The sequence below is a fragment of the Desulfitobacterium elongatum genome (genome assembly GCF_055378975.1).
Genome location: NZ_AP038772.1, coordinates 1504763 through 1526868 on the forward strand (window position 1 = coordinate 1504763; position 22106 = coordinate 1526868).

A 22106-nucleotide genomic window follows, 5' to 3' on the forward strand; every position below is an offset into this window, starting at 1 on the left:
GGAGACCACATGGCAAAACATCGTTCTAACAGACTAGCAGAAACCCTAAAAGAAGAGATATCTTTGCTCATCCGAGAAGATCTTAAAGACCCACGTATTGGGTTCGTCACAGTAACCAGTGTGGAAGTTGCAGATGATCTTTCTCACGCAAAGGTTTATGTCAGCGTTTTAGGAGATGAGCAAGCGGGAAAAGATTCGATTGAAGCACTCAAACGAGCTGCTGGGCATGTTCGGAGCGAGATAGGAAAAAGAATCCGCTTACGGCATGTACCTGATATTGTGTTCAAGTATGATACGTCAATTGAACACGGTGCACATATCGCTCAACTCCTCCGGGGAGTGAGAACCGAAGAGCCTGGGAATGAGGAAGAATCCCATGAAAACTAGGATAGCGAATCAAATGGCTGAGGAACTAAGAAAAGCGCCGCAAGTGGCGCTTTTCTCCCATGTATCCCCCGATGGGGATTGTATAGGCTCGATGCTTGGGATTGGGTTAGCTTTGGAGAAATTAGGTAAGGACGTTTATTTATATAATCCAGACCCGATTCCACGAAATTTGAGTTTTTTACCAGGTGTGGATAGAATTCAGACGACACTTCCTGATCCACTCCCACAGACCTTGCTCTTTGTTGACTGTTCGGATTTGCAGAGAGTTAATTTGAAGCCAGAGCAAATACCTGTCAGGTCCATCGTGCTTAATTTAGATCATCACGTTTCAAATCAAAATTTTGGGAGTATCAACTGGGTAGATGCTAAGGCAAGTGCAAGTGGTGAAGTCGCCTTTGAGCTGATCCGTGAGCTGCAGATTGAGCTTACTCAGGAGATGGCGACCAATCTCTATACAGCAATCCTCACGGATACGGGTTCTTTTCAATATAGTAGTACGACAGCCAAGACTCATCGAATAGCCGCTGAACTTTTAGAATGCGGGACTAGTCTGGTTAAAATACACAATCAGATTTTTGACCAAAAACCACTGGCTAAGGTTAAACTTCTGCAACATGCCCTGAACCAGCTCCAGCTATACGCCGATGGAAAGTGTGCAATCATGTCGCTTCGGATGAAGGATTTTGAAGAGAGTGGTGCAGAGGAAAGCTTAAGTGAAGGTCTTATCGATCATGCCAGGTCGATTCAAGGGGTCGAAGTCGCCATTCTTCTCAAGGAAATCGACTCCAGAAAGGTTCGGGTAGGGCTACGATCCAACCTTTGGTTTAATGTCAATGAGTTGGCTGCCCGATTCGGTGGTGGAGGGCATAAGCGTGCTGCAGGATGCACCTTGGAGACCTCTATAGAAGAAGCAGAGCAGATACTTTTACAAGCGATTGAGGAGGAAATGAAATTTGGACGGGGTTATTAATGTATTCAAGCCGTCTGGCATGACTTCCTCAGACGTGGTCGTTCGTTTAAGAAGAATCTTAAGAACCCGAAAAGTTGGGCATACAGGAACACTCGATCCTGAGGTCACAGGGGTATTGCCGATCTGTGTTGGGAAGGCAACTCGAATAGCCGAGTATCTTACAGATCAGGGTAAGTCCTATCGAGGAGAAATTACCTTTGGGCTATCAACAGATACTCAGGATTCTTCGGGACAGCCTCTTCAGGTAGAGAAGGTTGCACTAAATTCCGAGGACTTTTGTCGTGTTATCCCACAGTTTCTGGGCAAGGTTCTGCAGATTCCCCCGATGTATTCTGCTGTGAGGCATCAGGGGAAGCATCTTTATGAGCTGGCGCGCCAAGGGATGGAAGTGGAAAGAAAAGCTAGAGAGATACGAATAGACCGTTTAGAACTTCTCGAATGGAAATTCGATGAGTTTCCCAAAGCAATATTTGAGGTGGACTGCTCCAAAGGGACTTACGTACGCACCCTTTGTCATGATATCGGACTTGCTTTAGGGTGTGGGGCACATATGTCAGGTTTGGTTCGCATCCGTTCAGGTCCCTTCAAGCTTGCGGAGAGCCATCCTCTTACTGAGATAGAAGAGAAATCACTGCGAGACGATTTTTCATTTTTAATCCCCTTACATCAAGTATTGGATTTACCTCGTGTAAGGTTGAACGCTCAACGTGCCCAAGCCTTTCGCAATGGACTATCGACTTCCTTAAATCAGGTCGAGGAAACGACGAATTGCGACGAGGGTACTGCTGTTCAAGTTTTTAGTGAAGAGAATTTCTTAGGAATTGGAATCTGGAGAGAGCAATCTCTCTGTCCTCATAAGGTTTTGTCCGATGACTAATCACCTTATGAAAGTTTATTTTCTGATTACCCAGTGGGGGGCTAGGAGGTGGTTATGTGCAGATTATAAGAGAATTACCGCCTGAACCGGGGGAACAATGCGTATTGGCCTTAGGCAATTTTGATGGAGTGCATTTGGGACATAGGCGGCTGTTGGAGAGTGGCTTAGAAAAAGCGACCCAGTTGGGGATAAGGCTTAGTGTACTCCTTTTTGAGCCCCATCCGATGAAAATGCTCTTTCCTGAGCGCGCCATTGGCTTACTCACGACCCAAGCGGAGCAAATGAAAGCGTTTGCTGAGATTGGAGTCGATACGGTTTACTTACTTCCGTTTAATCGGGCGATGGCAGGCACTTCCCCTGAAAGGTTTGTCGAGGAAATCCTTGCAAGAATGGGTGTCGTGCATATCGTTGTCGGTTTTAATTATTCCTTTGGAGCCCTGGGAAAAGGAACACCAGATCTCCTACAGTGTTATGGACAGGAATATGGCTTTGGTGTGAGTGTCCTCCAAGCCCAAACACTTGAGGGAAGAGTAATCTCTTCGACAGCAATTCGTAAGGCATTACTGCAAGGGGATGTAAGCCAGGCCAAGAGGTTATTGGGTCGGACTCCAAGTCTTTGTGGTAAAGTCGTCGAAGGGGAGAAACGCGGTAGAGAATTAGGTTATCCGACTGCAAATCTAAGTGTCCCGGAAGATTTATTGATCCCAAAACGTGGAGTCTACGCTGTGTGGGTAGACATTGACGGACAGAAGATTTTGGGGATGATGAATATCGGGATGAAACCGACCTTTCACTCCGAATATCATTTAACGATAGAAGTTCATTTTTTTGATTTCACTGGAGATCTTTATGGTAAGGAACTTGTCGTATACCTAGAGGACAGACTTAGGGAAGAACGAAAATTCTCTGGTATCAAAGAATTGAAGGAACAACTTGAGCGAGACGAGATATTGGCTAAGAAGGCTTTAAAACTTTACAAACGTTAGAATTTCCTGTACAATACATAAGAAATCAAATGAACCGCTCGCTCGGCTAGGCGTTTCTCCGACGCTACTCTGGGCAGCAGGCGATTAAAAATGATGGAGGGTATGCCAAATGATGACAGCTGAAAAGAAAAAAGAAATTATCGAGAAATTTGCACAACACGAAGGAGATACAGGATCTCCTGAAGTACAGATTGCGCTTCTTACCGAGCGGATTCTTTATTTAAATGAACACTTCAAAAGCCATAAGAAGGATCACCATTCCCGTCGGGGCCTTTTGAAAATGGTTGGAAAACGTCGTGCGTTACTCAACTATCTTAAGAGCAACGACTTCAATCGGTATCGTCAAATTGTTACCGATCTTGGCTTACGTCACTAATTCATTAGAAGTTCAAAAAGTAGAAAATAGAAATAAAAGAGGAGCAGATATTTCTGCTTCTCTTTTTTTACGTAGTTTTTTTAGCCAATTTGCAGGAAATAATAATATCATGTCGAAGAGGAAACAAGTTAAAAAGAAGGACAAGAATTTAAGGAGGTTCCATTGTGAAACAGGAAGTTTTTGAACGTTCGATTCAGGTAGGTGGCCGAACCATGACGTTCCAAACCGGGAAAATAGGAAAACAAGCAGGCGGTGCTATTTTTTGTCGGTATGGAGATACGGTCATTTCTGCCTTCGCGACCGCAAGTAATGAACCACGGGAAGGAATTAGTTTCTTTCCACTCACCGTTGAATTTGAAGAGAGGCTCTATGCTGCAGGAAAAATCCCTGGTGGGTTTATTAAAAGAGAGGGACGTCCGAGCGAGAAAGCGATTCTCTCTGCTCGACTTATTGATCGCCCGATTCGTCCTCTATTCCCAGAGGGCTATCGAAATGATGTACAAGTCGTTACTCAGGTTATGTCTGTGGATCAAGACTGTGCTTCAGATATTACTGCAATCAATGCTGCTTCAGCAGCACTCACGATTTCTAATGTTCCCTTTGAAGGGCCAATTGCATCAGTGACTGTAGGTTTGATTGGAGATGAGTTCATCATCAATCCAACGGTTGAGCAAGCAGAAAAGAGCCTGATGCATCTCACAGTAGCAGGAACGAAAGATGCTGTGATGATGGTGGAAGCCGGAGCCCAAGAAGTACCTGAAGCTCAGATGCTTGAAGCGATTATGTTTGGACATCGGGAAGTTCAGCGAATTGCTGAGTTCTTAGAGAATTATAGAGCGGAAGCTTTGGAGAAGAATCTAGCCAAACCAAAGCAAGAAGTTAAGGTAGATCATATTCCGGAGAATATCCTAGAGGCAGTGAAATCTTATGCCTATGATAAGATGGACGCTGCAGTTCGTACCGAAGAGAAAAAGGCCCGCGAAGTGGCAATTAAGCTAGTAAAAGATGAGACTCTTGCTCACTTTGCAGAAGAGCTTCCTGATCAACTTCGTTATATTGACCGGGCACTCGAGGATTTTGTACATAAAATCGTCCGCCGCTTGATCACCGTGGAACATATTCGTCCTGACGGGAGAGCCTTGGATGAGATTCGCCCCATCAGCATTGATGTCGGAATACTCCCAAGAACTCATGGAACGGGTTTATTTACACGGGGACAAACCCAAGTTCTGACTGTAACAACTTTAGGAGCTGTAGGGGATGAACAGATCCTCGATGGACTTGGACTAGAAGAATCGAAGCGCTATATGCATCATTATAACTTCCCTCCCTATAGTGTAGGAGAAACTCGCCCGATGCGAGGACCAGGACGCCGAGAAATCGGACATGGTGCCTTGGCTGAGCGTGCCTTAGTGCCTGTAATTCCGAATGAGAATGAGTTCCCTTATACCCTTCGACTCGTTTCTGAAGTTCTAGAATCCAATGGGTCTAGCTCTATGGCTTCAGTCTGCGGAAGTACGCTTTCATTGATGGATGCAGGGGTTCCCATTAAGGCGCCGGTAGCGGGGATAGCGATGGGTCTAATCAGTGAGGCAGATCATATTGCGATATTAACGGATATTCAAGGGCTTGAAGATCATGATGGAGATATGGACTTTAAAGTCGCTGGAACAAGTGAAGGAATTACTGCCTTACAGATGGATATCAAAATAAAGGGAGTTTCAAGGGAAATTTTAGAGAGAGCGTTGAGCCAAGCGAAAGCAGGACGTCTCTTCATTCTCGATAAAATGTTAGGTGCTATTGAAAAGCCGCGTCCAGAGCTCTCTCCTTATGCTCCACGGATTATTACAGCATCTATCCACCCGGATAAGATTCGAGATGTTATCGGACCTGGCGGAAAAACAATTAAAAAGATTATCGAAGAAACCGGAGTGAAAATCGATATAGAAGACGATGGACGGGTCTTCATTTCTGCTGTGGATGGAGAAGCCGGAGATAAAGCGTTGAAGATTATTCAATCTTTAACCCAAGATATTGAAGTCGGGCGGATCTATAATGGACGGGTTACCCGTGTTATGGACTTTGGAGCCTTTGTCGAAGTTATACCAGGAGTACTTGGACTTAACGGTAAAGAGGGTTTAGTTCATATTTCACAACTAGCCCATAATCGAGTAGAGAAGGTCGAGGATGTCGTAAAGGTTGGAGATGAAATTCTCGTCAAAGCAACGGGTGTCGATAAGCAAGGGCGTTTGAACCTTTCAAGGAAAGAAGCTCTTCCTAATCCTAACCCGAATTCCAATGGTACTTCCCCAAACAAAAAGTAGCTCAGAATGATTTCTAGGCTTGAATCAGTCTGCATTTGCCCCCCCTTGCATAAAACTAAAATGTAAGGGGGGGAGATGAATGATTGCTTATTTCAAGCTTTCGCATCGGGCCATAAAGCTACTTGGCCTGGCGCTGGTTTTACTCTTAGGATTGTTCTGTGAACAAAAGATTTTGGGTGTCATTGCTTCCGTGTCTGAGCCTGTTGATCAGATTAAAACAACACAAAAGGCTATGGGTCTTACGATTAATGTCGATTGGGGCGAGGAATATCTTCCCGCTATCCTCGAGGCGCTTGATCAAAAGAAGGCAAAAGCAACATTTTTTTTAACCGGACGTTGGGCAAAAAAAAATCCTGAATTGGTTAAAGAAATTGTAAGCCGTGGGCATGAGATAGGAAACCACGGATATTCTCATCCACACCCTGACCGAATATCAATCGCTGCAAATCAGGAAGAGATTGTAAAGACAGAAAAGATTGTGGAAGAGATAACGGGGATTAAGATGAAGTACTATGCACCTCCCTATGGAGAAAGAGGGACCCCAGGATTGAGGGCGGCCCAGAATCTAGGCTACCAAACGATTCTATGGACTTTGGATACGGTAGACTGGCGCGCAGATAGCACTCCAGAAGTTATTGCAAAACGGATTTTGAATCCTAGCATTCGTTTTGGGATAAAGCCGACAAAGGAAGGCGCTATTGTTCTAATGCATCCAAAGGAAAATACCGTAAAAGCTCTGCCGAATATTCTACAGCAGCTCACTCGTGAAGGCTTTCGGTTAGTTACGCTAACCGAACTGATAACATTGGAGAGAGTCGGAAATACTACCTCATAGATTGAAAGGTGAGGTGGTTGAATGTTTAGGCAAAAGTGGACGCAAGCCTGGTTTTGCGTCCTTCTTTTAACGGTATTTTCACTGGATACTTTTGTCTCTCAGGTCCGCGCAGATACAGAAAATGCTCCTTCTACGATTACAAGCATGGCCTATAATGCCTATAACATAGCTGCAAAAGCTACAAAGCCCAAAATAAAAACCAAGAAAACTACACCCCAAAAATCCTCAGTTAAAAATTCGTCGGCACCAGTAAAGAACCCAATCGAAAGTACAAATATGCCTACTGTAACAGCCGATGCGGCAATTCTAATGGATTCAGCAACTGGAGACATCCTCTTCGATAAGCAGGCCCATAAGAGAAGACCGCCTGCGAGCACCACGAAGATAATGACAGCCATTCTGGGACTTGAATTGGGGCGACCGGACGAACTAGTTACCGTGAGTGAAAAGGCGGCTGCAGTGGGTGAGTCGACGATTCACCTCGATCCTGGAGAGAAGATTCCACTCTATGAATTGATCACTGGGGCACTCGTTAAGTCAGGAAATGATGCCTGTGTGGCGATTGGAGAGCAAATCGTAGGGAGTGAAGAAAAGTTCGTCCGGATGATGAACCAAAAAGCCATGACTTTGGGTGCAAAGGACACGAATTTTGTCAATACGAATGGTTTACCTAATAAAAATCACTACTCTACAGCCTATGATTTAGCGTTGATGGCTCGTTATGGACTACAAATTCCGGCTTTTTCATCAATTACTCGTTTGAAGGAAACAGAAATTCATTTTCTTGAACCCGATGTTTTCATGGACTTGCGTAATACGAATAAACTCTTATGGAATTACCCTTTTGCAGATGGGGTGAAGACTGGAACGACGACTGCAGCCGGCAAATGCTTAGTTGCTTCTGCAAGCAAGGATGGAAGGCAACTCATTGCAGTGGTTTTGAACGCACCGAATCGCTTCGGTGATGCACAGAAACTCTTAGAATGGGGTTTTCAACAGACAGAGACGGTTATGCTTGCCAAAGCCGGAGAGGTCGTTGCTGAGTTTCCAATGGTTAGTAAAGAGCCAGTTAAGGCTTTTGTACAATATCCTTTAGATGTATGCGTACAAAAGATGGATAAGGAGAAAATAGAGAAGAAGATTGTCTGGACGAGGAAAGCTAGCCTTCCGATTCAAGCAGGAGAAGAGCTTGGAGTTTATGAGGTATGGCTGAACGAACAAAAATTGAAGAGTACTCCATTATTTGCTGAAGGAGATGCAAAACTCAAAGGAGGCTTCTTGAATCTCTATGAGGGGAAGTGAAATAGTGTATCAAAAAACGGTATTATCCAATGGAGTTCGAATTATCACGGAAGAAATTGATCATGTACGCTCTGTTTCAGTAGGCTTGTGGGTTGGAGCAGGCTCTCGAGATGAGAAAGAAGGATATGAGGGGATTTCTCATTTTATTGAGCATATGTTCTTTAAAGGGACGAAAAATAGGACAGCGCGGGATTTGGCAGAATCCTTAGAAGCTGTCGGTGGTCAACTGAATGCCTTCACCACGAAGGAGTGCACTTGTTTCTATGCTAAAGTGCTGGATGAGGATATGGATTTAGCGATTGATGTACTCAATGATATGTTCTTCGAGTCACTTTTTGATGAGAATGAAATCGAAAAGGAAAAGAAAGTCGTCATCGAAGAAATTAAAATGTACGAAGATTCTCCGGATGAGATCATTCATGATGTTTTTTCCGAACAGGTCTGGAACGATCATCCATTAGGAAGGCCAATTCTGGGCAGTGAAGAGAGCATCCGTGAACTCAGCAGAGAAAAGATTCTGAACTATTTAAGTCAGCATTATGCTCCAGATAATTTAGTGATAGCACTTGCAGGCAAACTAAAGCATGAAGATGTCTTAAAGAAGCTTGCACCGATCTATGGAGAGTTCAAAAGAGGCGGAAGACGAGTTCTTGAGGGAACTCCTACGGGGCATCAAGTCCATAAGATGGTCACTAAGGATACCGAACAGATGCACCTCGTCCTCGGAGTGCCAGGTCTCGGTCAGGATGATGACGATATGTACCCGATGCATATAGTGAATAGCATTCTCGGTGGAGGTTTGAGTTCTCGATTGTTTCAGGAAATACGGGAACAGCGTGGGATGGCTTATTCCGTTTTTTCCTATCATTCCACCTATGTTGATACAGGATTGTTTGCTATCTATGCTGGGACGACACCTGCGAATTCGACTGAGGTTGTTGAATGTATTCTAGCTGAAGTTTTGGATATTAAAAACAAGGGTATTACTACTGCTGAGCTAGAACGAACGAAAGCACAGATCAAGGGAGGTCTTTATCTCGGACTGGAGTCTGCCAGCAGTCGAATGAGCCGTCTAGGAAAGACTGAATTAACCTATAATCGGGTGATTTCGCCAGATGAAGTAGTAGAGAAGTTAGAGCGTGTAACGTTAGAGGATATTAAGAGGGTTATCAATCGTTTGTGGGAAAAAGATAAGATAAGCCTCGTTATGATGGGTCCCTCGGGTCACGAGGTAGATCTCGAGGCACTTTTCAAAAAAGTGGGCTGGAATTAAGGCTCTTTAAGGGGAGAGAACGTTTGAATCGTATTTCTGTCAAAATTACAAGTATACACAAGGAAAAGCCCTTGACACTTCCTCACTATGCGACCCCTGGATCTGCAGGGGTAGATTTGCACGCTTCCCTCGAAGAAGAGCTATGGATTCTTCCTGGGCAGATTGTCCGCGTGCCGACAGGGATAGCGATTGAAATTCCTGATCCCAATGTAGGGGCTTTCGTCTTCGCTCGAAGTGGTTTAGCGTCTAAGTATGGAGTGGCTCTTGCGAATGGAGTCGGGGTCATCGATTCGGATTATCGCGGGGAGATTCAAGTGGCGGTCGTTAACCTTGGAGCTGAACCTTTTAAGGTGAGTGATGGAGATCGAATCGCTCAGATGGTTTTCCTTCCTGTGTATTTAGCAGACTTCCAGGCAGCTGATCAGCTAGAGGAAACCGCTAGAGGCAGTGGTGGATTTGGCTCGACCGGAGTCCAATCCTAAGATGAATCCTCTAATCGGATAAAACCTAAGAAAAGTTCTAGGGCTGTTTATCTTGTCATACTAATTCCTTAGAAGGGGGTAACGGTATGCAAGCCCTAGGACTTTTCTGTCTTTTTATGGGAGCGGTAGTATCAGTTCGAGCAAGACGATTTTTTTTAATGTGGCGATCTGATACGAAAACGAGTCTACTCTCTACAGCAATCGCTCAACTGGTTGGGACGGCTGGAGGAATTTATCTTTCACTTGAACTCTTATTTTCTTTCTTGAAGATTCCAGAAAATTGGTGGAATCCATCTTCTTTTATCGTTGAGCCACTTGCAGTTATTTCTTTAGTCCTAGCTATTGTCCAACCCTTTGCAATTAGAGCTTGGATGAGGATTCGTAAGTGAGTAAATAAGGGAGGTTACACTCATGCTTTTAAGCGATCTGGCAGGAAAGGAAATCATTAATCTATATGATGGGGCAAAGCTGGGATTAGTAGGAGATGCGGACCTCGCGATCTCTAATGGGGGGGCAATAGAGGCGATTATCTTAACCTCTCGATCGGGCTTCGGTGGGTTCTGGGGGAATACGAGTTCTAGAGAGAGAGATACCATAGTTATTCCTTGGCAATCCGTGAAAAAAGTCGGAACAGAGGTCATTATCGTCGATATGCATAATAAATCAGAAAGAATGAATAAATATTCCGTTTGACACGATTAAACTAATTCAATAGAATAGTAAAAAAGGTGACAACCCCGAATTGCCATGTTGGCGACGGGGTTTTTAGTCTATTGTTTAGGCTCTTAGGAGGGGTTCTATTTGAAAAAAATTCGCGTGTTTGTTGCCGGAGCCGGGGGCAAAATGGGGAAAGAAGTTCTCCGTACAATTCTTAATCAAGAAGATATGCAACTTGTCGGCGCTTCAGACACCCGTCACCAAGGAATGGATATTGGATATATGATTGGAGCTCCTCGTTTGGGAATGGATGTATCTGGCGGATTAGAAGCAAGTCATTTGCGTGATACTCAGGCCGATGTACTTGTTGATTTTACCAACCCACAGTCAGTGCTTAAAAATGCAAAATGTGCTATTTCTGCTGGAGTCATTCCAGTCATAGGGACGACGGGGTTGGATGAAACCGAGATATCTGAACTCCGTGAACTTATCGATCGTGAAAAAACAGGAGCTTTTATCGCTCCAAACTTCGCTATCGGGGCAATACTGATGATGCGTTTTGCTCAAGAAGCTGCAAAGTATTTCCCACATGTCGAAATTGTTGAACTTCATCATGATCAGAAGTTGGATGCTCCATCCGGAACGGCCTTGAAAACCGTGGACTGGATCTCCGAAGTTAGAAAACCGATGGTTCAGGGTCATCCCAATGAATATGAGAAAATAGCGGGAGCACGTGGTGCAGATGTAGAAGGGGTTCATATCCATTCCGTCCGCTTACCAGGCCTTGTTGCTCATCAGGAAGTCATCTTTGGGGGGCTTGGACAAGCTTTAACAATCCGACATGATGCGTACTCGAGAGAAACCTACATGCCAGGTGTTATGTTAGCGATTCGAAAGGCCTGTAACCTCACAAATTTGGTAATTGGACTAGAGAATTTCCTCGATTAGGAATTTTTCTTAGGGAACCGCCTTCCTTATTCCCTCATATACTGGATAGTAGTCATGGACACTGTCTTAAAGGGGGCTTAAAGATGAGTGCGGGTCTGAAAGGAATTCGACTAGCTGTGATTGGAGGGGATGATCGAGAACTTTACATGATTTCAGAGCTTCAAAAACTGGGGGCCTACATAGTCGGGGTCGGATTTGAAAAAGCAGTTCCAATTGAGGGGCTTACCCTTGCCACTTCGCTACAAGAAGTAGTAGGTCAAGTGGATGCCTTGCTTTTTCCAATGTATGGTACCGATGAACGTGGGGGGATCAAGGCCAAATATTCAAATTCGCCCATCATTCTAAACAAAGAAGTGCTTGAAGCCATTCCTTTGCATGTGCCGCTTTTCATTGGCTGGGCACGCCCGGCCCTGAAGTCTGCAGCAGATTTGATGGGGATACGAATCATTGAGACTGCAAATCTTGACCAAATAGCAATTCTTAATTCAATTCCATCTGCAGAAGGTGCTATCCAGATGGCTATGGAAGCTTCAACGATTACAATCCATGGCAGCGAGAGTTTTGTTCTCGGATTAGGTCGATGTGGATGGACCCTTGCGCGTACATTAAAGGGGATGGGGGCTCATGTCACTGGAGTAGCCCGTAAACCCGCCGATTTGTCTAGGGCGACTGAGATGGGCTTGAAGGCTGTTCCTTTTCCCGATCTAGAGGAGGAAATTGGGCGAGCAGAGTTCATTTTCAATACAGTGCCTCAACTCATACTGGACAAAGAGATGTTGGATCGAGTGGCTAAAGATGCAGTAATCATTGATATTGCTTCCGTTCCAGGTGGAACCGATTTTGAATATGCCCAGCTATCCGAAATTAAGGCTGTGCTGGCACCAGGCTTACCTGGGATTGTTGCTCCGAAAACGGCTGGTCGAATTCTAGCTCAAGTATACCCGCAGCTTATTCTTCGCTACCTGACCACGATCATGAATACGTCCTTAAAGTCTTGAAGTGGAGGTGCCGAAGGAAATGAAGTTCGACGGGTTAAAAATTGGTTTTGCAGTGACAGGTTCTCATTGTACATTGCACGAGATCACTCAGGTGTTGCAGAATATCGTAGATGAAGGAGCCGATGTGACTCCGATTATCTCTTACGCCGTAGAAAGTATGGATACTCGGTTCGGCAAAGCGGAAGATTGGAAAAATAAGCTTAAGGAGATAACTCATAAAGAGCTGATTCATACCATTCCGGATGCAGAACCCATTGGGCCTCAGAAAAAGTTTGATTGTCTGGTTATTGCACCCTGTACGGGTAACACTTTAGCTAAGCTTGCCAACGGAATTACAGATACTCCGGTTCTCATGGCTGCTAAAGCTCATTTACGTAACCAAAGGCCACTGGTCATCGCGATATCTACGAACGATGGACTTGGCATGAATGCACGAAATTTAGGTGTCTTACTCATCACAAAAAATATATTTCTTGTTCCATTCGGGCAGGATAGCCCAGCTACGAAAGCGAATTCTTTAGTAGCACATATGGACAGAATTCCCGACACCATCCTGATGGCTTGCGAGGGAAAGCAAATCCAGCCACTGCTTGTGGATTATCATTAAACGTTGATAATAGCCGTGTAGGTAATACGGTGCCCTGCTGGAAAGTAAGGCACCCTTTTCCTACATCTTAATTTCAATCATAACGAGGAGGGGCAATAATGCCGAATGTTGCAATCGTTGGAGCCACTGGCGCAGTGGGACAAGAGTTCTTAAAGATACTTTCAGAAAGAAATTTTCCTGTGGATGAGTTGCGTTTACTCGCAACGAAACGTTCGGCAGGTAAAAAGGTGATGTGGCAAGGAAGGGAACTAGAAGTTCGAGAAACAACGCATGAGAGTTTTCATGGGATTGATATTGCCTTATTTGCAGGTGGCTCTTCCAGCACAGAATTTGCGCGCTCCGCTGTGGAAAGCGGCGCAGTCGTAATTGACAATAGTAGCGCCTTTCGCCTTGATCCAGAGGTTCCGCTGGTCGTACCAGAAGTTAATCCTGAAGATGTTAAATGGCATAAAGGGATTATTGCCAACCCCAATTGCTCGACCATTATTATGGTGGTAGCGTTAAAACCTATTTTTGATCTGGTAGGAATTAAACGGGTCGTCGTTTCGACTTATCAAGCGGTTTCAGGTGCAGGGAGAGAAGGAATAGAAGAACTTGAAGATCAGGTTCGTTCCTGGACCAAAGGAGAAGAACTTAGGAATCAAGCCTTCCCTTACCAAATCGCGTTTAATGTAATTCCTCGGATCGATGTTTTCCAGGAAGGGGATTATACAAAAGAAGAGTGGAAAATGGTTAAAGAAACTCAAAAGATTTTCCATGTCGAAGATATGGCAATCACTGCAACCACGGTTCGAGTTCCTGTCTTTCGTAGCCATTCCGAATCGATTAACATAGAAACAGAACGTAAAGTTGAGTTGGACGCAGTTAAGGCAGTATTAGGTAAAGCCCCTGGTGTTATTGTAGTGGATAACCCAGCAGAAGATCGTTATCCCATGCCTTGGTTTAGCGCGGATACAGATGAAGTTTATATTGGACGAATTCGTAAAGACTATTCCATTGAAAATGGCATTAATTTATGGGTCGTTGGGGATCAGATTCGCAAAGGAGCAGCCACGAATGCAGTCCAAATCGCTGAACTTTTGCTGTAGCTAAAACTCCACTTGTAGTAAGATTCCTTAACTAGGCTTTGGCTGAAAATGAAAGAGCATCAATAAAGAAAGAGATTAAGGTTGACAGGAGGAGTTTGGGAATGCGCGTCCTTGTGCAAAAATTTGGAGGAACATCAGTATCCACAGCCGATCGCCGTGCCCAGGTCGCTGCTAAAGTCTCAGAAGCAATACGAGCAGGGTATTCACCTGTTGTAGTAGTATCTGCGATCGGTCGTACTGGAGATCCTTACGCGACGGATACCTTTATCAATTTAGTAAAGGGGATATCAAGTGAGCTTCCAAAACGTGAGCTCGACCTATTGATGAGTTGTGGTGAAGTAATTTCTGGTGCTGTGATGACTAGTACCCTAAAGAGTTTAGGGTTTGAGGCTGTACTATTAACGGGCGGTCAGGCCGGAATTATCACGAATGATAGTTTTGGCGATGCTCGAATTACCCGTGTTGAACCTAAGGCGATCTTAGAGTATCTTCAGTCAGGTAAAGTCGTTGTCGTAACTGGCTTCCAAGGCATTACTGAAGAAGGGCAGGTGACGACTCTAGGACGTGGCGGGAGTGATACGACGGCTGCTGCTCTCGGAGTTGCCCTAAATGCTGAAGCGATTGATATATATACGGACGTTGAGGGAATCATGACAGCAGATCCCCGAATTGTTGAGGATGCTCGCATCTTGGATGTAGTCACATATAATGAGATCTGCCAACTCGCTCATCAAGGGGCCAAAGTTATTCATCCTCGAGCTGTGGAAATCGCCATGCAAAGAAATATCCCAATATGGATTAAGTGTACCTTCTCAGATGCCCCAGGTACTTTGGTTTCAAGTATGCAGCCAGATATGTGTGCTGGAACAGATATTACTGGAGATCGTATCATTACGGGGATTGCCCATACTCCAAATGTAACACAAATCCAAGTTCCAACCTCAGAGGTGCCAGATTTACTTCAAGTAGATAAGCAGATTTTTAAGGGAATGGCACTTGCTGACATTAGTGTCGATTTTATCAGTGTTCAGCCTGAGGCCGCTCTTTATACCGTCCCAGATGATGTAGCACAAAAGGCAGTAAATATACTCCAAAATATGGGTTTCAAACCAACAGCTCTCTCAGGATGTGCGAAGGTATCGATAGTTGGAGGAGGAATTGCGGGTGTTCCTGGTGTCATGGCCAATATGGTTGAAGCTCTTTCTGATGCAGGAGTTCGTATTCTCCAATCGGCGGATTCGCATACGACAATTTGGGTGCTTGTGAATAAGGAGGATATGGTCCCTGCTGTTCAAGCCCTCCATAAGAAGTTTAATTTGGGTGCATGACTCTGAAGTATATTTTGACAGGAGCTGAAGGTAATGGCATTAAGTAGAATAATGACCGCAATGGTCACTCCGATGAATGAAACGTTGGAAGTTAATTACTCAGAAGCTGAGCGATTGGCCGTGTACTTAGCAGAACACGGTTCAGATGGGATCGTGATCTCAGGAACGACAGGTGAATCGCCGACGATTTCGGCTGAAGAAAAGCTTGAGCTATTTCAAGTGGTTAAGAAAGCTGTTAGCCCAAAAACGACGGTCATCGCAGGAGTGGGTTCCAATTCCACTGCGGCAAGTGTAGATTTAGCACGTAGGGCTCAGGATACTGGTGTAGATGGGATTATGGCTGTTGTACCTTACTATAACAAGCCCTCTCAGGAAGGGATGTATCAACATTTTCGCACGATAGCAGAAGCCACGTCTTTGCCGCTTATGGTTTATAATGTACCGGGAAGAACATCAGCCAATCTTCTTCCGGAAACGGTTCGAAGACTGAGTGAAATTCCTAACGTCACAGCTCTTAAAGAGGCTGCAGGATCAATGGATCAAGTGAGCGAGCTCAAAAGACTTTTACCTGAGGATTTTGCAATTTACAGCGGGGATGACACCTTAACATTACCGATGCTTGCTTTGGGGTGCGAGGGGATTATTAGCGTGGCAGCGCATATCGTTGGCGATGAAATGAAGAGTATGATAGAGGCCTGGTTTTCAGGTGATGTAAAAACCGCGCTTCAATGGCACCTGAAACTAATGCCAATGTTTAAGGGAGTATTTGTAACCACGAATCCTGTCCCTGTTAAGTATCTTTTGAAACACGTCGGAATTAATGCGGGTGGAGTTAGACTTCCTCTTGTCAATGCGACTCCAGAAGAAGAAGCATTTTTGGATGATTTATTACAAGAAGTAAAAGGATAAGTAAAAGCATAAGAAAAGCATTTGCGGAAAGCAAGGTAGTTGGTTTACTAAGATGGGGCTAATTGTGTAATACAATAGCCTCATGTTTTTTTACGCATTTCGTGTCTATTCCATGACACAGATTGTAGGATTCTGTTAAATGGTAAGAAAGATATCACAAGGAGGGGAAAATTGTGAAAAAAGTATGAAGAAATAGTGGAATTTCGGTGAACTCTTTGTTAAAATGATGACGAGTTGTTTCTCTCACATTTGAGAAAGCTGTAGTTCCCAAGAATATCGACAAAACTGGAACTACAGAAAAGGGGGGAGTTATCAACATATTTTTTGAGGTGATACTTGTATAAACAACTAAGGAGGGAAAAGGAAGCAAATGAAAAAGGTAAAACATTTGATTCTGGGTGCAGCAACGCTCGTACTAGCGGGAGCAATTCTCGTTGGATGTGGAAGTACCAAACCAGCAGCAGCACCTGCGGAGCAACCGAAACCTGCAGCCGAGACTACTCAGCCAGCAAAAGCTACATATGTTGGTTCAGAGACTTGTAAGAGCTGTCATGCTGACGCAGCAAAGAATTTTGCTATGACCAAGCACGTCCAGGCCTTTAAACCATTATCCGATTTTCCAACAGATAAACCACTTGGTGAAATTACAGTATTCGACCAATCGAACACCGAAAAAGCAACATCAACTAAAATTGATCTCTCTAAAGCAAAAGTCTACGGCGTAATGATGAGTGATTATATAGTTGTTGAAATCCCGAAAGAAGCAGGTTTTAAATCTCCAATTTATCGTGCAGCTAAGCTTGAGAAAAAAGGCGATAAGTATGAAGTTTTAGCAGCTAAAGAAGACGATTTTGATAAAAACGGTACAAAAGATTGGGGTGCAGCTGCATTTACATGTGGGAATTGTCACGCTCCTGGAATCGCAGCAGGTTCTAAAGATCTAGGTATTTCCTGTGAATCTTGCCATGGAGCAGGAAGTAATCATATCACTGCTGAGAAGAAAGCAGGAACAATGAATGTAACCTCTAGTTCTTGCCTTACCTGCCATCCAACTGATCCTGCTAAAGATGCAACCACAGGTGCTATCACCACACAGAATCACTATGGAACACGGAATTTCAATACGAGTGCACATGCTTCAAATACGCAAAGCTGCTTACTATGCCATACCACACATACTGCCAATGCAAGCGGTCAATTGCTCAGCAAGGATAATCCCAAAGATGTCTGTGCTAAATGTCACTCTGACAAGAATTATGATCCAGAGCAGATAATGTGGAAGAATCCTACCGATAATAATGGACACATCACAAAGGATCACAGCTTTGGAGCCATCAAGTATGAAGATCTTGGGGATGATAAAGCAACAAAACCGCTCGAAGTTAAAAACCAAAAAGTTCTAGACCTCCTTAAGAAGGCATATCCTAAACTCTAATGATGTAAAAGAATCCTAAAAGCAGAAGGTTAGCCGATTCGTTCGGTTGGCCTTCTGCTTTTCGCTCTTGTCACCATAAGTTTTCCGAGTTATAATAAAATTAAATATATTGTGCGGTGAGTTTCATAGATGTTCCCGGAATACTTACGAATACCTAGGATCGTTGTATTCGTTTTAAGTATTTCACTATTTTTGTTTCCATTTTCGGATGTGGAAGCAAAATGGGGTAGCTCCCAAGAAGTAGTGGCACAATCTAACTTTATAATAGGTAAAATTTGGTGGAGGTGTAAAAGTTTGCCAAAAGAACATAAGGTTCAAATCATTCCTTTAGGTGGTTTAGGCGAAATCGGTAAGAACATGACCGTCATTCGTTATGATAATCAGATACTACTTATCGACGCGGGTCTTGCATTTCCAGAAGATGAAATGCTCGGAATAGATATTGTGATTCCAGACTACTCTTATTTGCTTGAGCATAGAGAAATGATCCTGGGAATTTTAGTGACGCATGGCCATGAAGACCACATTGGAGCACTGCCTTATTTGTTAAAAGATTTGGACGTTCCTATTTTTGCGACGCGTCTTACTCTGGGACTTATCCAGTCTAAGTTAAAGGAAACTAGCTTAAATAGTATTAAAGCAACGGTAGTTCAACCAAGAGACGTCATTAAGCTCGGAGTATTTAAGATTGAATTCATTAGAGTGAGTCATAGCATTCCTGATGCGGTCGCCCTAGCAGTGCACACACCACTAGGGGTAATTGTCCATACGGGTGACTTTAAGTTAGATCATACCCCAGTATCAGGAGATATATTGGATATCCATAAGTTTTCCGAGCTTGGTGACAAAGGTGTCCTTTGTCTCATGTCTGATAGTACTAATGTCGAGAAGCCTGGCTTTACTCTGTCGGAACGCAGCGTTGGTAAGATGTTTGAAGAAACCTTCGATAATGCTGAAGACCGAATTATTGTTGCAAGTTTTGCTTCTAATGTTCATCGGGTACAACAAGTCATCACCGCGGCTTATCGTACGAATCGTAAAGTCGCCGTGGTTGGGCGAAGTATGGTTAATGTCGTGGCGATTGCTGCTGAATTAGGCTATTTAGATATCCCAGAAGATACCTTGGTTGATGTGGACGAAATTGTTAATTTGCCCGGGAATCAGGCCTGTATTTTGACTACCGGTAGTCAGGGTGAGCCTATGTCCGCCCTCACTAGGATGGCAATGAGTGACCATCGTAGAGTTGAGATTCAACCTGGAGACACAGTCATCATTTCTGCGAATCCAATCCCTGGCAATGAGAAATCAGTTTCCCGAACAGTCGATCATTTGTTTAAGCTAGGGGCACATGTTATCTATGAATCCTTTCAGGGGCTGCACGTTTCAGGTCACGCCAGTCAGGAAGAATTGAAGCTGATGATGAATATGGTGCGGCCTCAATATTTTATTCCTGTACACGGCGAATATCGAATGTTAATCAAGCATGCCGAGTTAGCAGAGCAACTGGGAATTCCCAGAGAGAATACCTTTGTCGCTGATAATGGAAGCATCATTGAATTTACTCGACATGGAGCAAGTATCGCCGGAAGGGTCAGCGCGGGCAAAGTTCTAATTGATGGCCTCGGGGTAGGTGACGTTGGAAATATCGTACTGCGTGATCGTAAGCAACTCTCTCAAGACGGTATTCTAATTGTCGTCATGACGATAAGTCGGACAACGGGAACTATTGTCGCTGGACCAGATGTAGTGACCCGAGGATTTGTTTATGTACGTGAATCTGAGTCAATGCTTGATGAAGCGAAAGAAAAGGTTCGGCAGACGATGGCTCGTTTGAGGGAAAACCGTGTTACAGAATGGGCGGTCTTAAAGGGGCAGGTCCGAGATACCTTGAGCAAACATTTTTATGAAAAAACTCGTCGCCGCCCGATGATCTTGCCTATTATCCAGGAAGTAGAATAGAAAAAGTAAGAAGAGCTCATGGGCTCTTCTTTTTGTGATAGCCAAGGATCCTTCCATTCTTATATGAGAGTTTTTTAAGGAAGCAAAGGGACGTTTTTTCTGTTTTCATAGTTATTTCTTCGTTATATGAGATTTTTTACAAAAATCAGTATTCTATACGTATATTTAATTTCAAAAGATAAAATAATAGTACTCGTAAACTTCTAGAGATTTCCATCTTATATTCCAACCTCCTAACTGTCTGATCCAGAAGACCCAAGAGGTTAAATACAAGATCATGGCGTGGAATAAATTGGAGGGTAATTAGCAGTTCACTCGAAAGTGCTGACATGTTACTATGTAATTCCTGTCGCGGGAGTCGAAAGACAAAAATACAAAAATACAAAAGACAAATGCGGCAGAAAAAGGTGTTGACAATGAGAAGCCAATCTGCTAGAATCTATAAATGTCGCCACTAAGTGCGTCACGGTAAAAGCCGACAAATGGTCTTTGAAAACTAAACAACAAGGAACAGCCAATGACTCGTCAAGAGTTAAAGATTTAGAACATTTGAGCAATCAAATTTTCTTCATAAATTTTATGGAGAGTTTGATCCTGGCTCAGGACGAACGCTGGCGGCGTGCCTAACACATGCAAGTCGAACGGTCCAGTGTCTAACACCGAGTATTTTGGAGCTCGCAAGTTGGTGCCATGCGTGACGCTAAAGAAAACTCTGATTGTGCTGAGTAAGCGAAGCAGAATCGGTAGTTGCCTTATCCCTGAAGAGGGGGAAGAATGAGCGCTCCACGCATTCAATAAGTACCAACACGAAGCAGAGAATACTGGGTGTTAGATGCTGGATAGTGGCGGACGGGTGAGTAACGCGTGGGTAACCTACCCATTAAATCGGGACAACCCTTGGAAACGAGGGCTAATACCGGATAAGCTTAAGAGCTGGCATCAGCACTTAAGGAGAGGTGGCCTCTGAACATGCTACCGATAATGGATGGACCCGCGTCTGATTAGCTAGTTGGTGGGGTAAAGGCCTACCAAGGCGACGATCAGTAGCCGGCCTGAGAGGGTGAACGGCCACACTGGGACTGAGACACGGCCCAGACTCCTACGGGAGGCAGCAGTGGGGAATCTTCCGCAATGGACGAAAGTCTGACGGAGCAACGCCGCGTGTACGACGAAGGCCTTCGGGTTGTAAAGTACTGTCTTCAGGGACGAACGGTATGGGTGTGAATAATGCCTGTACATGACGGTACCTGAGGAGGAAGCCCCGGCTAACTACGTGCCAGCAGCCGCGGTAATACGTAGGGGGCAAGCGTTGTCCGGAATCATTGGGCGTAAAGGGCGCGTAGGCGGATATTTAAGTCTGGTGTGAAAACCTAGGGCTCAACCCTGGGAGTGCATCGGAAACTGGGTATCTTGAGGACAGGAGAGGAAAGTGGAATTCCACGTGTAGCGGTGAAATGCGTAGATATGTGGAGGAACACCAGTGGCGAAGGCGACTTTCTGGACTGTAACTGACGCTGAGGCGCGAAAGCGTGGGGAGCAAACAGGATTAGATACCCTGGTAGTCCACGCCGTAAACGATGAGTGCTAGGTGTAGAGGGTATCGACCCCTTCTGTGCCGCAGTTAACACAATAAGCACTCCGCCTGGGGAGTACGGCCGCAAGGTTGAAACTCAAAGGAATTGACGGGGGCCCGCACAAGCGGTGGATTATGTGGTTTAATTCGACGCAACGCGAAGAACCTTACCAAGGCTTGACATCCACAGAATCTCGAGGAAACTTGAGAGTGCCCTTCGGGGAGCTGTGAGACAGGTGGTGCATGGTTGTCGTCAGCTCGTGTCGTGAGATGTTGGGTTAAGTCCCGCAACGAGCGCAACCCCTATATTTAGTTGCTAACGAGTAAGGTCGAGCACTCTAGATAGACTGCCGGTGACAAACCGGAGGAAGGTGGGGATGACGTCAAATCATCATGCCCCTTATGTCTTGGGCTACACACGTAATACAATGGCCGGTACAGACGGAAGCGAAGCCGTGAGGTGGAGCGAATCCGAGAAAGCCGGTCTCAGTTCGGATTGTTCTCTGCAACTCGAGAACATGAAGTCGGAATCGCTAGTAATCGCAGGTCAGCATACTGCGGTGAATACGTTCCCGGGCCTTGTACACACCGCCCGTCACACCACGAAAGTCTGCAACACCCGAAGCCGGTGAGGTAACCCGAAAGGGAGCTAGCCGTCGAAGGTGGGGCCGATGATTGGGGTGAAGTCGTAACAAGGTAGCCGTATCGGAAGGTGCGGCTGGATCACCTCCTTTCTAAGGAGAACGGTTCACTCTAGTAGTGAGCGTATCCTATGGTCGATCCTTTGAAAAA

At 44.7% G+C, this 22106-nt stretch carries 20 protein-coding genes and 1 rRNA gene; all 21 read left to right on the forward strand.

Annotated elements, in window-relative coordinates; genetic code table 11:
• Nucleotides 1-9: 9 nt before the first annotated feature.
• The 21 genes from rbfA (at nt 10) to ACZ42W_RS07095 (ending at nt 22048) form a co-directional block, all read left to right on the forward strand.
• Complete coding sequence (rbfA, locus tag ACZ42W_RS06995) at nt 10-387, forward strand: 30S ribosome-binding factor RbfA (protein ID WP_464169488.1); 378 nt, start codon at nt 10-12, stop codon at nt 385-387.
• Nucleotides 377-1357: a DHH family phosphoesterase gene (locus ACZ42W_RS07000; protein ID WP_464169490.1), complete on the forward strand. Its 981-nt coding sequence runs from the start codon at nt 377-379 to the stop codon at nt 1355-1357. Before rbfA ends, ACZ42W_RS07000 begins: the two co-directional genes overlap by 11 nt.
• Nucleotides 1341-2234 (forward strand): tRNA pseudouridine(55) synthase TruB, encoded by an 894-nt coding sequence (gene truB / locus ACZ42W_RS07005; RefSeq protein ID WP_464169492.1) that lies wholly within the window; start codon nt 1341-1343, stop codon nt 2232-2234. Before ACZ42W_RS07000 ends, truB begins: the two co-directional genes overlap by 17 nt.
• Nucleotides 2235-2290: 56 nt before the next feature.
• Nucleotides 2291-3220: a bifunctional riboflavin kinase/FAD synthetase gene (locus ACZ42W_RS07010; protein WP_464169494.1), complete on the forward strand. Its 930-nt coding sequence runs from the start codon at nt 2291-2293 to the stop codon at nt 3218-3220.
• A 109-nt stretch (nt 3221-3329) separates the two neighbouring features.
• Nucleotides 3330-3596 carry a 30S ribosomal protein S15 gene (gene rpsO / locus ACZ42W_RS07015; RefSeq protein WP_464169495.1) on the forward strand — a complete coding sequence of 89 codons (267 nt, stop codon included), beginning with the start codon at nt 3330-3332 and terminating at the stop codon, nt 3594-3596.
• A gap of 164 nt (nt 3597-3760) precedes the next feature.
• A complete protein-coding gene (locus tag ACZ42W_RS07020) occupies nt 3761-5920 on the forward strand; it encodes a polyribonucleotide nucleotidyltransferase (protein WP_464169497.1) in 2160 nt (719 codons plus the stop codon).
• 79 nt (nt 5921-5999) lie between these two features.
• The gene (locus ACZ42W_RS07025) at nt 6000-6755 is read left to right on the forward strand and encodes a polysaccharide deacetylase family protein (protein ID WP_464169498.1); all 756 of its coding nucleotides are present in this window, start codon (nt 6000-6002) and stop codon (nt 6753-6755) included.
• 21 nt (nt 6756-6776) lie between these two features.
• Nucleotides 6777-8057 (forward strand): D-alanyl-D-alanine carboxypeptidase family protein, encoded by a 1281-nt coding sequence (locus ACZ42W_RS07030; RefSeq protein ID WP_464169500.1) that lies wholly within the window; start codon nt 6777-6779, stop codon nt 8055-8057.
• Between the two features lie 4 nt (nt 8058-8061).
• The gene (locus tag ACZ42W_RS07035; protein ID WP_464170891.1) at nt 8062-9330 is read left to right on the forward strand and encodes a M16 family metallopeptidase; all 1269 of its coding nucleotides are present in this window, start codon (nt 8062-8064) and stop codon (nt 9328-9330) included.
• Between the two features lie 23 nt (nt 9331-9353).
• Nucleotides 9354-9812: a dUTP diphosphatase gene (gene dut / locus ACZ42W_RS07040; protein ID WP_464169501.1), complete on the forward strand. Its 459-nt coding sequence runs from the start codon at nt 9354-9356 to the stop codon at nt 9810-9812.
• 86 nt (nt 9813-9898) lie between these two features.
• The gene (locus ACZ42W_RS07045) at nt 9899-10201 is read left to right on the forward strand and encodes a hypothetical protein (RefSeq protein ID WP_464169503.1); all 303 of its coding nucleotides are present in this window, start codon (nt 9899-9901) and stop codon (nt 10199-10201) included.
• 22 nt (nt 10202-10223) lie between these two features.
• Nucleotides 10224-10505 carry a YlmC/YmxH family sporulation protein gene (locus ACZ42W_RS07050; protein WP_464169504.1) on the forward strand — a complete coding sequence of 94 codons (282 nt, stop codon included), beginning with the start codon at nt 10224-10226 and terminating at the stop codon, nt 10503-10505.
• A gap of 108 nt (nt 10506-10613) precedes the next feature.
• Entirely contained in the window at nt 10614-11417 is an 804-nt protein-coding gene (gene dapB, locus ACZ42W_RS07055) for a 4-hydroxy-tetrahydrodipicolinate reductase (protein ID WP_464169506.1), read from the forward strand.
• A gap of 83 nt (nt 11418-11500) precedes the next feature.
• Nucleotides 11501-12415, forward strand: a complete 915-nt coding sequence (dpsA, locus tag ACZ42W_RS07060; protein WP_464169508.1) for a dipicolinate synthase subunit DpsA — start codon at nt 11501-11503, stop codon at nt 12413-12415.
• 19 nt (nt 12416-12434) lie between these two features.
• The gene (locus ACZ42W_RS07065) at nt 12435-13022 is read left to right on the forward strand and encodes a dipicolinate synthase subunit B (protein ID WP_464169509.1); all 588 of its coding nucleotides are present in this window, start codon (nt 12435-12437) and stop codon (nt 13020-13022) included.
• A 98-nt stretch (nt 13023-13120) separates the two neighbouring features.
• Nucleotides 13121-14110, forward strand: coding sequence for an aspartate-semialdehyde dehydrogenase (locus tag ACZ42W_RS07070; RefSeq protein ID WP_464169511.1), 990 nt, complete (start codon nt 13121-13123; stop codon nt 14108-14110).
• Between the two features lie 101 nt (nt 14111-14211).
• On the forward strand, nt 14212-15438 hold the full coding sequence (gene dapG / locus ACZ42W_RS07075) for an aspartate kinase (RefSeq protein WP_464169513.1): 1227 nt from the start codon (nt 14212-14214) through the stop codon (nt 15436-15438).
• Between the two features lie 33 nt (nt 15439-15471).
• Nucleotides 15472-16347 (forward strand): 4-hydroxy-tetrahydrodipicolinate synthase, encoded by an 876-nt coding sequence (dapA, locus tag ACZ42W_RS07080; protein ID WP_464169515.1) that lies wholly within the window; start codon nt 15472-15474, stop codon nt 16345-16347.
• Between the two features lie 370 nt (nt 16348-16717).
• Nucleotides 16718-17782, forward strand: coding sequence for a multiheme c-type cytochrome (locus tag ACZ42W_RS07085; protein ID WP_464169517.1), 1065 nt, complete (start codon nt 16718-16720; stop codon nt 17780-17782).
• A 294-nt stretch (nt 17783-18076) separates the two neighbouring features.
• A complete protein-coding gene (locus ACZ42W_RS07090; RefSeq protein WP_464169519.1) occupies nt 18077-19741 on the forward strand; it encodes a ribonuclease J in 1665 nt (554 codons plus the stop codon).
• 576 nt (nt 19742-20317) lie between these two features.
• Nucleotides 20318-22048: ribosomal RNA gene (locus ACZ42W_RS07095) — 16S ribosomal RNA — on the forward strand.
• The last annotated feature ends 58 nt before the right edge of the window (nt 22049-22106 follow it).

Bases quoted from the DNA above. Each gene is read 5' to 3' on its own strand.
- rbfA (WP_464169488.1), top strand. From the start codon at position 10: ATGGCAAAACATCGTTCTAACAGACTAGCAGAAACCCTAAAAGAAGAG.
- ACZ42W_RS07000 (WP_464169490.1), top strand. From the start codon at position 377: ATGAAAACTAGGATAGCGAATCAAATGGCTGAGGAACTAAGAAAAGCG.
- rpsO (WP_464169495.1), top strand. From the start codon at position 3,330: ATGATGACAGCTGAAAAGAAAAAAGAAATTATCGAGAAATTTGCACAA.
- ACZ42W_RS07025 (WP_464169498.1), top strand. From the start codon at position 6,000: ATGATTGCTTATTTCAAGCTTTCGCATCGGGCCATAAAGCTACTTGGC.
- ACZ42W_RS07030 (WP_464169500.1), top strand. From the start codon at position 6,777: ATGTTTAGGCAAAAGTGGACGCAAGCCTGGTTTTGCGTCCTTCTTTTA.
- ACZ42W_RS07045 (WP_464169503.1), top strand. From the start codon at position 9,899: ATGCAAGCCCTAGGACTTTTCTGTCTTTTTATGGGAGCGGTAGTATCA.
- ACZ42W_RS07050 (WP_464169504.1), top strand. From the start codon at position 10,224: ATGCTTTTAAGCGATCTGGCAGGAAAGGAAATCATTAATCTATATGAT.
- dpsA (WP_464169508.1), top strand. From the start codon at position 11,501: ATGAGTGCGGGTCTGAAAGGAATTCGACTAGCTGTGATTGGAGGGGAT.
- ACZ42W_RS07065 (WP_464169509.1), top strand. From the start codon at position 12,435: ATGAAGTTCGACGGGTTAAAAATTGGTTTTGCAGTGACAGGTTCTCAT.
- ACZ42W_RS07070 (WP_464169511.1), top strand. From the start codon at position 13,121: ATGCCGAATGTTGCAATCGTTGGAGCCACTGGCGCAGTGGGACAAGAG.
- dapG (WP_464169513.1), top strand. From the start codon at position 14,212: ATGCGCGTCCTTGTGCAAAAATTTGGAGGAACATCAGTATCCACAGCC.
- dapA (WP_464169515.1), top strand. From the start codon at position 15,472: ATGGCATTAAGTAGAATAATGACCGCAATGGTCACTCCGATGAATGAA.
- ACZ42W_RS07085 (WP_464169517.1), top strand. From the start codon at position 16,718: ATGAAAAAGGTAAAACATTTGATTCTGGGTGCAGCAACGCTCGTACTA.